This is a genomic window from Nonomuraea sp. WAC 01424 (assembly GCF_003947315.1).
In the GTDB taxonomy this organism is placed as follows: domain Bacteria; phylum Actinomycetota; class Actinomycetes; order Streptosporangiales; family Streptosporangiaceae; genus Nonomuraea; species Nonomuraea spiralis.
The window spans coordinates 182001-196453 of sequence record NZ_QHHZ01000018.1 but is presented as its reverse complement, the minus strand read 5'-3'; the positions used below and the strand labels follow the sequence as shown (position 1 = coordinate 196453).

Below are 14453 nucleotides of genomic sequence, written 5' to 3'. Positions count from 1 at the left end.
CCGCCCGGCACCCTCGGTCGTTCAGGCCGGGAGGGTGCTGCGAACATTGGACGCATGAGACTGGCGCAGGAGGCCGACAGGGCCGCCGTCGAGCAACTCGTCCACGACGCCTACCAGCCGTGGGCGGAGATCATCGGCACGCGGCCGCTGCCCATGGAGGCCGACTACGCGGCCCTCATCGCCGCGGGCCGCGTGCACGTCACCGACGGCCTCGAAGGGATCGTCGTGCTGGTCCCCGAGGAGGGCGTGCTGCTGGTCGACAACGTCGCGGTGCGTCCCGGGCTGCACGGCAGGGGCATCGGCCGCGGCCTGCTGGCCTACGCCGAGCAGGAGGCCGCCCGGCTCGGCCTGCCCGCCCTGCGTCTCTACACCAACGTCAAGATGACCACGAACATCGCCCTGTACACCTCGCTCGGGTACGTCGAGATCGGCCGCGTCGACCTCGAAGGCCGGTCGGCCGTGCAGATGCGCAAGGAGCTCAGCCGGTGAGCACGCCCAGCAGGTGACTCACCTCGCGGGCCACGGCGTCGCGGCCGGCGTTGAGGTACTTGCGGGAGTCGACCACCCGCTCGTCGTGGGCCAGGTAGTCGCGTACGGCCCGGGTGAACGCCTTGTTCAGGTGGGTGGCGATGTTGATCTTCTTCATGCCGCTGGCCACGGCCTCGCGCAGCACGTCGTCGGGCACCCCGGACGAACCGTGCAGCACCAGCGGCACCGGCACCGCCGCCCGCAGCTCGGCGATGAGCTCCAGGTCGAGCACGGCGTCCTTGGTGGTCATGGCGTGCGAGGTGCCCACGGCCACGGCCAGGGCGTCCACGCCGGTCCTGGCGACGTAGTCGACCACCTCGTGGGGCTTGGTACGGGCGCCGGGGGCGTGCACGCCGTCCTTGCCGCCGACCTCGCCCAGCTCGGCCTCCACCCACACGCCGCGTTCGTGGCACCAGGCCGCCACCTCGGCCGTGGCCGCCACGTTCTCCTCGTCGGGCAGGGCGGAGGCGTCGTACATGACCGAGCCGAGGCCCAGCGCCACCGCCTCCTCCACCAGCGCGCGGTCGGTGGCGTGGTCGAGGTGGACCGCGACCGGCACGTCCGCCCGGCGCGCCACCGCCAGCGCCGCCAGCGCGACGGGCTCCAGCGCGCCGTGGTAGCGCACGCAGTTCTCGCTGATCTGCAACACGACCGGCAGGCCGAGCGCCTCCGCGCCGGCCACGATGGCCGTGGCGTGCTCCAGCTGGATCACGTTGAACGCGCCCACCCCTGCGGGGGACTCCCGGACGATGTCACCGATTCCGGCGAGGGCCATGACGAGCTCCTTACGTGATGATGATCTGGGGGTGTATGTCGGCGTAGACGTCGCCGACGAGGTCGCCGGCGACCGGCGCGGCCACGGCCGCCGCGCCGAGCGCCGCGGCCCGCCGCAGCCGGTCGGGCCACGGGGAGCCCTCGACCAGGCCCAGCGCCAGCCCCGCGACCAGCGAGTCGCCCGCCCCGGTCGGGTTGCCCTCGACCGTGTACGGCATCCGCGCCCGGAAGGTTCCCTCGCCCGTCACCGCGAGCAGCCCGTCGGCGCCCATGGAGACGACCACGGCCTCGGCCCCCCGCGCGCGCAGCGCCTGGGCGCCCTCGGCCGGGGTGCCGCCGGGGACCGCCCTGGCCAGCTCCTCGGCGTTGGGCTTGACGACGGCAGGCCGGCCCGCCGGCGCGTGGCGCAGCGGGTCGCCGTCGGCGTCCACGATCGCCGGCACGTCCGCGCCGGCCGCGAGGGAGGCGAGGGTCGCGTAGACGTCGGCCGGGACGCCGCGGGGCAGGCTGCCGGAGATGACCACGGCGTCGGCATCGGCCAGCAGCGACGTGTACTGCTCGGTGAACGCCGCCAGCTCGGTCGCCGTGACCTCGGGGCCGGGTTCGTTGAACAGCGTGGCCCCGCGCGCCTCGGAGACCACCAGCGTCGTACGGGAGTCGTCGGCGACCCCGGTGAGCGCGGCGGGCAGCCCGGCGGCCCGCAGGTCGTGCTCGATCGCCTGGCCGGTGGGCCCGCCCGCCAGCCCCGTGACCAGGACCTCCTGGCCGAGGGCCGCCAGTACGCGGGCCACGTTGACGCCCTTGCCGCCGGCGCGCCGGTGGACGCCGCCGACCCGGTTGACACCGTGCCAGTCGACGGACGGGACCTCGTACGTCACGTCGAGCGCGGCGTTGAGCGTCACGGTGATGATCATCAGGGCTCCGTGATCCAGTCGCCGTTCTTCATCACGCCGTCGACCTCCAGTTCGGCGGAGAGCACCACCAGGTCGGCGGCCTTGCCGACCGCGATCGCGGCGATCGCCTCGGCCAGGCCGAGCACCCTGGCGGGGGTCAGCGAGGCCACCTGGACCGCGTCGGGCAGCGACATGCCCAGCTCGCGCACGCCGCGGCGGAAGGCGGCGTCCATGGTGAGGGTGGAGCCGGCGATGGAACCGCCCTCGACCAGCCTGGCCACGCCGTCGGTCACGTGGACCCGCATGGGCCCGAGCACGTAGTCGCCGTCGCCGAGGCCGGTGGCGGCCATCGCGTCGGTGATCAGCGCGGTCCGGCCGGGGCCGGCCACCTCGTAGGCCAGGCGCAACATCGCCGGGTGCACGTGGACACCGTCGTTGACCAGCTCGACCGTCACCCGCTCGTCCTCCAGCAGCGCGGCGATCGGGCCGGGGGCGCGGTGGCCGAGCTGCGGCATCGCGTTGTAGAGGTGGGTGGCGACGGTCGCGCCCGCCTCGATGGCCGCGATCGCCTGGTCGTAGTCGGCGTCGCTGTGGCCGAGCGCCGCGAGCAGGCCCTCGCCGACGGCCGTGCGGATGGTGTCGAGGCCGCCGGGCAGCTCGGCCGCGACGGTGACCATGCGCGCGTGCCCGCGCGCGGCCTTGACCAGCCCGGACAACTCCCGCGGGGACGGCTCGCGCAGCAGCGCGGGGTTGTGCGCCCCGCAACGCGCCTTCGCGATGTACGGCCCCTCGAAGTGGATGCCCGCGAACAGCCCCTCCTCGCACAGCTCCGACAGCGAGGAGGCGGCCCTGGACAGCCCGTCGAGCGTGTCGGTGACCAGGCTGGCCATCATCGTCGTCGTGCCGTGGCGCCGGTGGAGGGCCACGGCGTCGCGTGCCTTGTCCTGCTCGCCGGTGGGGAAGGACCCGCCCGCGCCGCCGTGGTTGTGGATGTCGACGAACCCGGGGACGACGTGCCGCCCCCCGAGGCTCAGGCCGGGGCTGGGGGCCGATCCGTGGCCGACATGCGTGATGCGGCCGTCTTCGATGGTCAGCCACCCTTCGTGCACCCCTTCGGGGGTCACGATCCTGGCGTCGGCGAGAGTAAGGCTCATGAAGAAAGGATCACAGATCGCGTGAGGTGCATGGGCTCGTCGGGGTTCAGCCCACGGGCGAAGGCGCGCGCGACCGCCACGCGCTGGGCGCGTACCAGCTCGGCCATGGGGTCGAGGCCGCTCTCGACGAACGTGCCGCCGGTCGCCTCGACCTGCTCGCGCAGGCCCTCGGGGGCGGTGCCGAGCATCCACGTGACGCGGCCGGGGCCGGCGATGCTGATCGGGCCGTGCCGGTACTCCATCGCCGGGTACGCCTCCGTCCACGACCGCGACGCCTCGCGCATCTTGAGCGCGGCCTCCTGGGCCAGGCCGACCGACCAGCCGCTGCCGAGGAAGCTGAACTGCTCGGCCTCGATCACCGCGGCGGGCAGCGGCTCGGCCACGGCCCGTTCGGCGTCGGCGATCGCCGCCGTGAGGTCCTCGCCGAGGCTGGCGCGGAGCATGGCGAGCTGCGTGGTGGCGAAGCGGGTCTGCACGACCGAACTCTCGTCGGCGTAGTCGAGCACGATGACCTCGTCGGCGGCCGTCATGATCGGCGTCTTCGGGTCGGCGGTGATGGCCGTGCTGCGGGCGTTCGTCCTGGACAGCAGCTCCAGGACCTCGGTCGTGGTGCCGGAGCGGGTCAGCGCGAGCACCCGGTCGTACGAGCGGCCGATCGGCGCCTCGGAGGCGGCGAACGCGTCCGTCTCGCCCTGCCCGAGCAGCTCGCGCAGCGTGGCGTAGGCCATCGCGATGAACCATGACGTGCCGCAGCCGACGACGGCCACCCGCTCGCCGGGCTGGGGCAGCGCGCCGGCGGGCACTGCGGCCACGGCACGGCGCCAGCAGGACGGCTGGGACTCGATCTCGGCTTCGGTATGGGTGGTCACCGCGTTCCTCCCCGTTGTTGTTTGTTTCTGCCCTTTTTATACAGTAAAAGTGCATCTTTGTGCACTGTTCGCTCTGAGCTCTCCGGTTGTGCCACGCTTGCACCTGTCCGGATCTCACTGGGGAGGCTTCGTGTCCCGCTACGATCGCTGGAACGCCATCCTGGAGCTGCTCGCCCAGGAGGGCAGGCTGTCGGTGGAGGAGGCCGCCCAGGCGCTCGACGTCTCCACCGCCACGATCCGGCGGGATTTCGACCAGCTCGCCCAGCAGCAGATGCTCATGCGCACCCGCGGCGGAGCCGTGGCCCAGAGTGTCAGCTACGACCTGCCGCTGCGCTACAAGACGGCCAGGCACGCCGACGAGAAACACCGCATCGCCGCCGCCGCGGCCGGCCTGGTGAGCGCGGGCGCCGTGATCGGGCTCAACGGCGGCACCACGACCTCCGAGCTGGCCCGCACCCTGGCCACGATCTCCACGCTGGAGAGCGGCTTCACGATCGTCACCAACGCCCTGAACATCGCCGCCGAGCTGACCGTACGGCAGCACGTCAAGATCGTGGTCACCGGCGGGGTGGCCAGGCAGCAGTCGTACGAGCTGATCGGGCCGCTGGCCTCGGGCGTGCTGGAACAGGTCACCCTCGACGTGGCCTTCCTGGGCGTCGACGCGATCGACGTCGAGCTGGGGGCCTCGGCCCACCACGAGGGCGAGGCCAGCGTGAACAACCTGCTGATCAGCCGTGCCGCCCAGGTCGTCGTGGTGGCCGACTCCTCCAAGGTGGGCCGGCGGGCCTTCTCCCGCATCTGCCCCATCGACCAGATCGACACGCTGGTCACCGACGCCCAGCTCTCCGACGAGCTCGCCGGCCGGCTCACCGACGCGGGGGTCAAAGTCGTACGCGCCTGAGGTCGTGCCGCGTTACATGTCACCGGACAAACGGGTAGGTAGTACCGCAGGCGACCCCAGGGGGGATGATGACGGCGGGTAGGAGCGTGTCCCGGCTCGGGCCGGCCGAACGTGCGGCGGCGCTGGCGGAGATGTCGGCCAGGGAGTTCGACGTGGTCGTGGTCGGCGGCGGCGTGGTGGGCGCGGGCATCGCGCTCGACGCCGCCACCCGGGGGCTCGACGTGGCCCTGCTGGAGGCGCGCGACTTCGCCTCGGGCACCTCCTCGCGTTCGTCCAAGCTCATCCACGGCGGCCTGCGCTATCTGGAGCAGCTCAACTTCGAGCTGGTACGCGAGGCGCTCCAGGAACGGGCGCTGCTGCTCCAGCGCCTGGCGCCGCACCTCGTACGGCCCGTGCCGTTCCTGTTCCCGATGACCCACTTCGGCTGGGAACGCCCCTACGTGGGAGCCGGGGTCGCGCTCTACGACACGCTCGGCTTCGCCTCCGGCCTGACCCGCGGGGTGCCAGGACACCGGCATCTGTCCAGGTCACGGGCATTGCGGCTGGCCCCGGCGCTGAAGAAGAGCGCGTTCACGGGGGCCGTCCAGTACTGGGACGCCCAGGTCGACGACGCCCGCTACGTGATGACCATGTTGCGCACCGCCGCCACGTACGGCGCCCAGATCGCGCCGCGTGCCCAGGTGGTCGGGTTCCTGCGCGAGGGCGAGCGGGTCACCGGCGTACGGGCCCGCGACCTGGAGTCGGGCACGGAGTTCGACGTGCACGCCCAGCAGGTCGTCAACGCCACGGGCGTGTGGACCGACGACATCCAGGAACTGGTCGGCGGACGCGGCCAGATCCACGTACGGGCCTCCAAGGGCATCCACCTCCTGGTCCCGCGCGACCGCATCCACTCCCGCACCGGCATCATCCTGCGTACGGAGAAGTCGGTGTTGTTCGTGATCCCGTGGGGCCGCCACTGGATCATCGGCACCACCGACACCGAGTGGACGCTGGACAAGGGCCACCCGGCGGCCTCCCGTACCGACATCGACTACCTGCTCGACCACGTCAACGCCGTGTTGTCGGTGCCGCTGACCCGCGACGACGTCGAGGGCGTCTACGCGGGCCTGCGCCCGCTGCTGTCGGGGGAGTCCGACCAGACGTCCCAGTTGTCCCGCGAGCACGTCGTGGCGCATCCGGTGCCGGGGCTGGTGATGATCGCGGGCGGGAAGTACACGACGTACCGGGTGATGGCGCGCGACGCGGTGGACGCGGTGGCGCACGGGCTCGACCAGCGGGTGCCGCGTTCGTGCACCGACCGCGTCCCGCTGGCCGGGGCCGAGGGCTACCAGGCGCTGTGGAACTCCCGTTACCGCCTCGCCCAGACCTCGGGCCTGCACGTCGCCCGGATCGAGCACCTGCTCCAGCGCTACGGCTCGCTCATCGACGAGGTGCTGGAACTGGTCGAGGACGATCCGTCGCTCGGCCGCCCGCTGTCCGGGGCCGACGACTACCTGCGGGCCGAGATCGTCTACGCCGCCACCCACGAGGGCGCCCGGCATCTCAACGACGTGCTCACCAGGCGGACGCACATCTCCATCGAGACCTTCCACCGCGGCCTTGCCGTGGCGCAGGAGGCCGCCGAACTGCTCGCCGGGCCGCTCGATTGGGACGCCGAGCAGGTGAAACGGGAGGTGGAGTACTTCACCAAGCGCGTCGAGGCCGAACGCCGCTCGCAGGAGCAGGACTCCGACCAGGAGGCCGACGCGATCCGGCTGGGCGCCCCCGAGATCGTCCCCGTCGTCGCGCCGGAACGCGGGTGACCGTCCCCCAGGAACGGTCACCCGTCTCCGCGGGCCGGGTCAGCGCAGCGGGATCCACGCCTGCCGGGCCAGCGTCGTGGCGTCGTTGACCTGGAGGCCGTCCCACGACAACGTCCACACGGCGTCGCCGATCACCATCGAGCGGGTGATGCCGGGCTGGTAGGCGTAGTCCTTGTCCTGGTGGGTCGGGTGCTTGATCATGCCGAGCTTGGTCACGGCCGAGTCGTCGATCTTCAGCACGACCGCGCCCGACTCCTTGGGGGTCATCAGCGGGATCACCGACAGGCCGGTCTTCGGCCAGTACAGGAACGCGTGCGGGTCCCACTCGGCCTCGGAGCCCGCCTCCTTCTGGAAGAGCTGCGACAGCCTGCGCGGGTTGGCCGGGTCGCTGACGTCGAACAGCGAGACCTGCGTGCCGAGTGTCCTGCCCTTGTCACTGGCCTCCTGGCCGATGCCGATCAGCCTGCCGTCCGCGCCGGGGTGCAGGTACGCCGAGTAGCCGGTGATCTTCAGCTCGCCGGTCACCTTGGGGGCGGCCGGGTCGCGCAGGTCGAGGGTGTAGAGCGGGTCCACCTGCTTGAACGTGACGCAGTAGCCCACCGGGCCGACGAACCTGACCGAGTAGATGCGCTCGCCCTTGCCGAGGCCGCCGACCTCGCCGACCTTGGCCATGGTGTCGGCGGCGAGCACGTACACGCTGCTCTCGCTGTTCCTGCCGTCGGTGGAGGTGAGGGTGGTGGCGACGCGGAGGTTGCCCTCGTACTCCGACAACGAGTACTGGTTCAGCAGGCGGCCGGGGACCTTGCCGGAGGCGACGTAGGCCGGGGCGCCGGGGGCGCTGATGTCGAACCTGTGGACCTCGGTCTCCTCGGGCGGCGCCGTCGGAGTGGGGTCGGGCGCGGGCGCCGACGTGGACTCGACCGGGGCACTGGCCGACGCGGTCGGCGCGCCGGTCGTCACGGCCGGGTCGCTCGTCGTGGGCTCGACGGCCGGGGCCCCGTCGGTGGCCGTCGGCACGGGCTCGACCGGCATCGGCTCGATGGCCACCGGGAACCACCAGCGGGGGTTGCTGGCGACGTACAGGCTCTTGCCACTGCCGTAGACGGTGTCGCCGTCGGCGGCGAGGCTGATGGGCTCGGTGCCGGTCGCGGCGACGTCCTGGGTCAGGTCGATGGTGTGCACGGTCAGCAGCGAGGTGCCGGTGTAGTCGGCCGGGTGGCTGACCCGCTCGCACTTGACCGTGTCCTTCTTGACCGTGCCGGACGCGCTGGTGATCTCGACCGTGGGCTGCCAGGCGGTGAGCGGCGCCTGCCGTACGACGGCCTGGTTGGCCTTCTTGCGGTCGGCCTCGGTGGCGTCGGGGCTCTTGGGCTCGGGGAAGGTGATGTCGGGCTGGCTGCGCGTGACGAGCCGGACGGTGGAGCCGATCATCCGGGCGTCCACGTACGAGCCCTGCGCCCTGATCGTGCTGAGCACCTTCGGCTGCCCGGCCAGGTCGACCACGACGTAGCGGGTCTCGCCGGGCGGCGCGAACGACTTGACCATGATGTCGCCGCCGCGGAAGAGCACCAACGCGCGGTCACCGGAGACCAGCAGGTCGGCCGGGGTGAAGGTGGGCTCGTCCTTCTTGGTGAGCTTGATCGACGCGGTGACCTTCTTCGTCGCCGTGTCGATGATCCGCAGGGTGCCGTCCACGACCGTGATGACCCGGTCGCCGTCGGTCTTGACCAGGTCGGGCTCGTCCACGCCGGCCTCGTGCACGTTCGTGGTGGAGTGCTCCGGGGTGTTGGAGGTGGTCTTCGCCCTCGCGGTGCTGGCGGTGTCCTCCATGTACATGATCTGCGGGCCGCCGAAGCCCCAGGGGCCGACGTTCTCCGCGGCGTGTTCCCGCAGGCCCGCCAGCATGTCGTCGCAACTGTCGTAGGCGACCAGGCGGACGGCGTCGAGCGTGACCTTCGGCACGGGCGCCTGGCCCGTCGCCGCCGAGGTGCAGGCCGCCGTGACCGTGGCGAGGGCCGCGGCGGTCACGGCCGTACGGATCAGCGTCTTCATGACCTCCTTGACGGCTGCGCGGGCCGGATGGTTCAGGAACCCTTGTCGGGGTTGACGGTGAAGACCGGGCTGAAGTCCACGTCGTCCGGCACGTCCACGATCTTGCGCAGCAGCGTGCCCTTGAAGTCGACGACCTGGATCTCGTCCTTGGTGTTGTTGTCCTGCTCCCAGCAGTAGAGGTGGGTGTCGTCGTACCAGCCGAGCACCTTGTCGCAGTCGGAGGAGAACTTGTGTGTCCGGTCGCCGGACTTGACGTCCCACACGCAGGTGTCGCCGTCGCTGCCGTTGGGGCAGTCGGACAGGAACGACTCGCCGGAGGGGGAGAAGATGTCCTGGGTGCCGGCGGGCAGCGTGCCGATCGAGCGCACGTCGCGGGTGGCCTTGCCCTGGGCGTCGAAGAAGCGCAGGCCGCGGTTCTTCTCCGAGCCGAAGATGTTGACCACGCCCTCGTCCTTGCCGTCCCAGCCGAAGGCGGTCTTGCGGACGGCGGCGTCGTCGACCGTGACGATCCGGGCCTTCATCGTGGCCACGTCCACGATGACGAAACCCGGGTACGTCCACGTGTCGCCGGACTTGCGCTCGATGTTGAGCAGGATCTTCGAGGCGTCCTGCGACCAGCCGCGGATGCTGGCGATCAGCGGGCTGCGGACGGTCTTGATCGTGCTGCGTTCGCCCGACCGGCGGTCGCTGACGATGATGTAGTCGTAGTTGTCGTCGGAGTACTTCCGGCCGCGGGTGGCCAGGTATTGGCCGCCGGGCGAGACGCTCGACTCCCAGTTGCCGGCGTACTTGCGGAACGGGCCGCGCAGCGAGTCCCTGGCGTGGTCGACCCAGTCGCTCTTCTTCTTGTCCAAGATCTCGTAGGAGGTCAGGACGATCGCGTCGGCGGGGTTCTCGTACAGGCTGATGGCCGCGCCGGGCAGGGCCTTGCGCGGGCCCTCCTTCGGCACGGAGACCTCCGTGACCGGCGGTGTGGCAGGCGGCGTGGTGGGCGGGGTGCTCCGGTCGGCCGGCTGGGTGGCCGGCGGGGTCGTGGTGCCGCCGTCGCCGGCCAGGGGCGTGCGCTCGGCGCTGATGAGCACGACGAGCCCGGCCAGTACCAATAACGCGACCCCCAGCGTGACCCCGATGATCAGCGGCGCCCTGCTCTTCCTGCCGGGCGGCTGGTGATGGACGCCCGGGTGGGTGGGCTGCGCGTACGGCGAGGGCGGGTGCCACTGCTGCTGCCGTGGCGGGTACGGCGGCGGACCCGGCACCGGCCCGGTCATCGGGTTGGGCGGCGCCCCGGGCACGGGCCCGGTCATCGGGCCGGGCGGACCCGTCATCGGGCCGGGCGGCGGCGGGCCGGGGGGACCGGTCATCGGGCCGGGGGACGGCGGCCGCGCGGGGACGGCCTCGGCGGCGGCCGCGGCCAGGATGGCCGAGTTCGCCGGCATCGGGTGCTGGAGCAGGCGCATGATCACCTGCTCCGCCGTCGGCCGCTGCGCCGGGTCCTTGGCCAGGCACGCGGCCACCACGTCGCGCAGCGCGCCGTCGAGCACGCCCAGGTCGGGCTGCTGGTTGAGCACCCGGTTGATCACCGCGGGCATCGTGTCGCTGCCGAACGGCGCCCGCCCCGACGCGGCGTAGACCATCGCGCTCGCCCACGAGAACATGTCGGCCGCGGGCCCGACGGTGTGCCCCATGATCTGCTCGGGCGGCATGTACGACGGCGTGCCCACGACCATGCTGCTGATCGTCGAGGTCGCGTTGAGCGCCCGCGCGATGCCGAAGTCGATCACCCGCGGGCCGTCCGCGCCCAGGATGACGTTGGCCGGCTTGAAGTCGCGGTGGACGATGCCCGCCTGGTGGATCGCGGCCAGGGCGGTCGCGGTGCCGATGGCCAGCCGGTGGAGCGTGGACCCGGTGCGCGGCCCCTCCTCCTGCACCACCCGCTGGAGCGAGGGCCCCTCGATGAACTCGCTGACGATGAACGGCCGGTCCTGCTCCACACCGGTGCCGAGGACGGTCGCGGTGCAGAACGGCGCCACCTGCTGGGCCACCTGGACCTCGCGCAGGAACCGCTCGACGCTCACCTCGTCGCCGGACAGGTCGGGCCGCAGCCATTTGACGGCGACGTGCGTGCCGGAATGATCTTTCGCGAGGTAGACGACGCCCTGGCCGCCCTCGCCAAGCCTGCCGAGGAGATCCAGCCCGGCCAGACTCGGTGGATCTCCGGGGCGTAGCGGAGCGAACGATGGCATAAGAGGATTCTGGCCCCAGGCCGCGAATCCGCAAAAACTACCCGCGGGTAGCCGGGCGGAATATCCTTCTGGCATGCACGTCACGTCCAGCGGCAAGACCCGGCAGATCACCGCGCCCTTCACCGGCGAGCCACTCGCCGAGCTGCCCATTTCCACGGCCGACGACGTACGCCTGGCCTACGAGCGAGCCAGGGCCGCCCAGGCCGAGTGGGCGGCCAGGCCCGGCGTGGCGCGGGCGAGACCGTTCCTGCTGCTGCACGACGCGATCCTCGACCGCAGGGACGAGATCCTCGACATCGTCCAGGACGAGACCGGCAAGGCCCGCAAGCACGCCTTCGAGGAGGTGCTCGACGTCGCCGGCTGCAGCCTCTACTACGCCAGGCGCGCCCCCGGCCTGCTCGCGCCGCGCGGGCGCAAGGGCATCTTCCCCGCCGCCACCCGCGTGGCCGAGCTGCGCCAGCCCAAGGGCGTCGTCGCGCTGATCTCGCCGTGGAACTACCCGCTCTCGCTCGGCGTCACCGACGCGGTGCCCGCGCTGCTGGCCGGCAACGCGCTGGTGCACAAGCCGGACACCCAGACCGCCATGTCCACGTTGTGGACCATCGACCTGCTGGCCGAGCTGGGCATGCCGCGCGAGATCTGGCAGGTCGTGCTGGGCGAGCCCGCCGAGATCGGCGACGCGCTGCTCGACGACGCCGACTACGTGGCGTTCACGGGGTCGACCAGGGGTGGCAGGAAGATCGCCGAGGAGGCGGCCAAGCGGCTCATCGGCTGCTCGCTGGAGCTCGGCGGCAAGAACCCGATGGTGGTGCTCGACGACGCCGACCTGGCGCTCGCCGTCCAGGGGGCGATCCGGGCCTGCTTCACCAACGCCGGCCAGCTCTGCCTGTCCATCGAGCGTCTGTACGTGCACGAGTCCGTGTTCGACGACTTCGCCGCGCGCCTGGTCAAGCAGGTCAGGAACCTCAAGCTCGGCGCGGGCCGCGACTGGTCGGTCCAGATGGGCTCGCTCACCTCGCAACGCCAGCTCGACGCGGTCGGCGAGGACGTCGACGACGCCGTGGCCAAGGGCGCGACGGTGCTGACCGGCGGCCGGGCCAGGCCCGACCTCGGCCCCCTGTTCTACGAGCCGACCGTGCTCACCGGCGTACGCGACGACATGGACCTGTGCCGCAACGAGACGTTCGGCCCGGTGGTGGCCCTCTACCCGTTCACCTCCGAGGAGGAGGCGGTCGAGCTGGCCAACGACACCATCTACGGCCTGAACGCCTCCATCTGGACCACCGACCTGGCCCGCGGCCGCGCCCTGGCCGCCCGCGTCAAGGCCGGCACGGTCAACATCAACGAGGGGTACGGCTCGGCCTACGCCTCCTACGACGCGCCCATGGGCGGCATGAAGTCCTCCGGCCTCGGCCGCAGGCACGGCGCGGAGGGCCTGCTGCGTTACACCGAGTCCAAGACGGTGGCCTCGCAGGCGTCCTGGCTGGGCTTCGAGCCGCCCTTCGACCTGACGTACGAGACGTGGGCGAACGTCCTGGCCGGCACGCTCAAGACGATGCGAAGGCTGCGGATCAAGTGACGTTCGACGTCCTCGTCATCGGGTCGGGGTTCGGCGGCAGCGTCTCGGCGCTGCGGCTGGCCGAGAAGGGCTACAAGGTCGGGGTGCTGGAGGCCGGCCGCCGCTTCGACGAGTCCACGCTGCCGGTCACGTCCTGGAAGCTGCGCGACTTCCTGTGGGCGCCCTGGCTCGGCATGAAGGGCATCCAGCGCATCCACGTGCTGCGCGGCGAGCGCGGCACCGGCGTGATGGTGCTGGCCGGAGCGGGGGTCGGCGGCGGCTCGCTGGTCTACGCCAACACCCTCTACGAGCCGCTCGACCCGTTCTTCCGTGACCCGCAGTGGGCCGGCATCACCGACTGGAAGTCGGAGCTGGCCCCCCACTACGACCAGGCCAAACGTATGCTCGGCGCGGTCACCAACCCCACCTTCACCCGCGCCGACGACATCATGCGCAGGGTCGCCGAGAAGATGGGCGTCGGCGACACCTTCCACCTGGCCCCGGTCGGCGTCTACTTCGGCGAGGACGGCGTCGACCCGTACTTCGGCGGCGCCGGGCCGCGGCGGCGGGGTTGCGTCGAGTGCGGGCAGTGCATGACCGGCTGCCGCCACGGCGCCAAGAACATGTTGATCAAGAACTACCTCTACCTCGCCGAGCGGGCGGGCGCCCGGGTCTACGCCGAGTGCACGGTCACCTCGGTACGTCCCCTGCCCTCCGGCGGCTACCGGGTGGTCGTGCGCAAGACCGGCTCGGCGGTGCGCCGCCGTTCGTTCACGGCCAAGCAGGTGATCTTCGCGGCCGGCACGTACGGCACCCAGCGCCTGCTGCACAAGCTGCGCGCCACCGGTGACCTGCCCCGTGTGTCGCCCCGGCTCGGCACGCTGACCAGGACCAACTCCGAGGCCCTGCTCGGCTTCGAGCGCCCGTCGGCCGGCGGCGAGAAGCTCAACAAGGGCGTGGCCATCACCTCCTCCATCCACCCCGACGCCGAGACCCACATCGAGCCCGTGCGTTACGGCGACGGCTCCAACGCCATGGGCCTGCTCCGCACCCTGCTCGTGGACGGCGGGCAACCCCGGTTGCGGGCGCTGGCCCGCGAGATCGCCGCGCGGCCCCTCCAGGCGCTACGGCTGCTCGACCTGCGCCGCTGGTCGGAACGGACCGTCATCGCGCTGGTCATGCAGGCCAAGGACAACTCGATCACCATCCGGCGCACCCGCTGGGGCCTTCGCTCCGCGCGCGGGCACGGCGAGCCCAACCCGACCTGGATCCCGGCCGGGCACGACGCCGCCCGGCACGCGGCGGCCGAGATCGGCGGGCTGGCCGGCGGCACCTGGCTCGACCTGTTCGACATCCCGACCACGGCCCACTTCCTCGGCGGCTGCGTGATCGGCGACTCGCCCGAGACCGGCGTGATCGACGCCTACCACCGCCTCTACGGGCACGAGGGGCTGCACGTCGTGGACGGCTCGGCCGTGTCGGCCAACCTCGGGGTCAACCCGTCGCTCACCATCACCGCGCAGGCCGAGCGCGCGTTGTCCCTCTGGCCCAACGTCGGAGACCCCGACCCGAGGCCCGCCCCCGGCTCGCCGTACGTCCGACTGTCCCCGGTGGCGCCACGCGACCCGGCGGTGCCCGCGCACGCTCCGGGAGCGCTCCGTCTGTATACACTGTAA

11 protein-coding genes are annotated in these 14453 nt (G+C 71.9%); 5 read left to right on the top strand and 6 right to left on the bottom strand.

What is annotated here, in order from left to right; all coding sequences use genetic code 11:
- The first annotated feature begins 54 nt into the window (after positions 1-54).
- Positions 55-489, top strand: coding sequence for an N-acetyltransferase (locus DMB42_RS41215; protein WP_125644592.1), 435 nt, complete (start codon positions 55-57; stop codon positions 487-489).
- On the opposite strand, the gene DMB42_RS41210 is transcribed toward DMB42_RS41215, so the two are convergent.
- From DMB42_RS41210 to DMB42_RS41195, 4 genes are read right to left on the bottom strand one after another with little or no spacing between them, the layout of a single operon-like run.
- The gene (locus DMB42_RS41210; RefSeq protein WP_125644590.1) at positions 479-1303 is read right to left on the bottom strand and encodes a class II fructose-bisphosphate aldolase; all 825 of its coding nucleotides are present in this window, start codon (positions 1301-1303) and stop codon (positions 479-481) included. The two genes, DMB42_RS41215 and DMB42_RS41210, sit on opposite strands and share 11 nt — an antisense overlap.
- A gap of 10 nt (positions 1304-1313) precedes the next feature.
- On the bottom strand, positions 1314-2216 hold the full coding sequence (locus DMB42_RS41205) for a 1-phosphofructokinase family hexose kinase (protein ID WP_125644588.1): 903 nt from the start codon (positions 2214-2216) through the stop codon (positions 1314-1316).
- Complete coding sequence (gene nagA, locus DMB42_RS41200) at positions 2216-3349, bottom strand: N-acetylglucosamine-6-phosphate deacetylase (RefSeq protein ID WP_125644586.1); 1134 nt, start codon at positions 3347-3349, stop codon at positions 2216-2218. The genes DMB42_RS41205 and nagA overlap by 1 nt, the downstream gene beginning before the upstream one ends.
- Positions 3346-4218 carry an SIS domain-containing protein gene (locus tag DMB42_RS41195; protein WP_125644584.1) on the bottom strand — a complete coding sequence of 291 codons (873 nt, stop codon included), beginning with the start codon at positions 4216-4218 and terminating at the stop codon, positions 3346-3348. Before DMB42_RS41195 ends, nagA begins: the two co-directional genes overlap by 4 nt.
- Before the next feature lie 130 nt (positions 4219-4348).
- On the opposite strand from DMB42_RS41195, the gene DMB42_RS41190 reads away from it, so the two are divergent.
- A complete protein-coding gene (locus DMB42_RS41190) occupies positions 4349-5119 on the top strand; it encodes a DeoR/GlpR family DNA-binding transcription regulator (RefSeq protein ID WP_125644582.1) in 771 nt (256 codons plus the stop codon).
- A gap of 68 nt (positions 5120-5187) precedes the next feature.
- A complete protein-coding gene (locus DMB42_RS41185; RefSeq protein WP_125644580.1) occupies positions 5188-6924 on the top strand; it encodes a glycerol-3-phosphate dehydrogenase/oxidase in 1737 nt (578 codons plus the stop codon).
- 39 nt (positions 6925-6963) lie between these two features.
- On the opposite strand, the gene DMB42_RS41180 is transcribed toward DMB42_RS41185, so the two are convergent.
- Both DMB42_RS41180 and DMB42_RS56145 read right to left on the bottom strand, forming a co-directional pair.
- Positions 6964-8976 (bottom strand): beta-propeller domain-containing protein, encoded by a 2013-nt coding sequence (locus DMB42_RS41180; protein ID WP_125644578.1) that lies wholly within the window; start codon positions 8974-8976, stop codon positions 6964-6966.
- Between the two features lie 32 nt (positions 8977-9008).
- Positions 9009-11219: a serine/threonine-protein kinase gene (locus DMB42_RS56145; RefSeq protein WP_185845132.1), complete on the bottom strand. Its 2211-nt coding sequence runs from the start codon at positions 11217-11219 to the stop codon at positions 9009-9011.
- Positions 11220-11292: 73 nt separating this feature from the next.
- Here DMB42_RS56145 and DMB42_RS41170 point away from each other — a divergent pair, with 73 nt between their 5' ends.
- Complete coding sequence (locus DMB42_RS41170) at positions 11293-12798, top strand: succinic semialdehyde dehydrogenase (RefSeq protein ID WP_125644574.1); 1506 nt, start codon at positions 11293-11295, stop codon at positions 12796-12798.
- Positions 12795-14453, top strand: a complete 1659-nt coding sequence (locus DMB42_RS41165; RefSeq protein ID WP_125644572.1) for a GMC oxidoreductase — start codon at positions 12795-12797, stop codon at positions 14451-14453. The genes DMB42_RS41170 and DMB42_RS41165 overlap by 4 nt, the downstream gene beginning before the upstream one ends.

Bases quoted from the DNA above. Each gene is read 5' to 3' on its own strand.
- DMB42_RS41215 (WP_125644592.1), top strand. From the start codon at position 55: ATGAGACTGGCGCAGGAGGCCGACAGGGCCGCCGTCGAGCAACTCGTC.
- DMB42_RS41210 (WP_125644590.1), bottom strand. From the start codon at position 1,303: ATGGCCCTCGCCGGAATCGGTGACATCGTCCGGGAGTCCCCCGCAGGG.
- DMB42_RS41205 (WP_125644588.1), bottom strand. From the start codon at position 2,216: ATGATCATCACCGTGACGCTCAACGCCGCGCTCGACGTGACGTACGAG.
- nagA (WP_125644586.1), bottom strand. From the start codon at position 3,349: ATGAGCCTTACTCTCGCCGACGCCAGGATCGTGACCCCCGAAGGGGTG.
- DMB42_RS41185 (WP_125644580.1), top strand. From the start codon at position 5,188: ATGACGGCGGGTAGGAGCGTGTCCCGGCTCGGGCCGGCCGAACGTGCG.
- DMB42_RS41180 (WP_125644578.1), bottom strand. From the start codon at position 8,976: ATGAAGACGCTGATCCGTACGGCCGTGACCGCCGCGGCCCTCGCCACG.
- DMB42_RS56145 (WP_185845132.1), bottom strand. From the start codon at position 11,219: ATGCCATCGTTCGCTCCGCTACGCCCCGGAGATCCACCGAGTCTGGCC.
- DMB42_RS41170 (WP_125644574.1), top strand. From the start codon at position 11,293: ATGCACGTCACGTCCAGCGGCAAGACCCGGCAGATCACCGCGCCCTTC.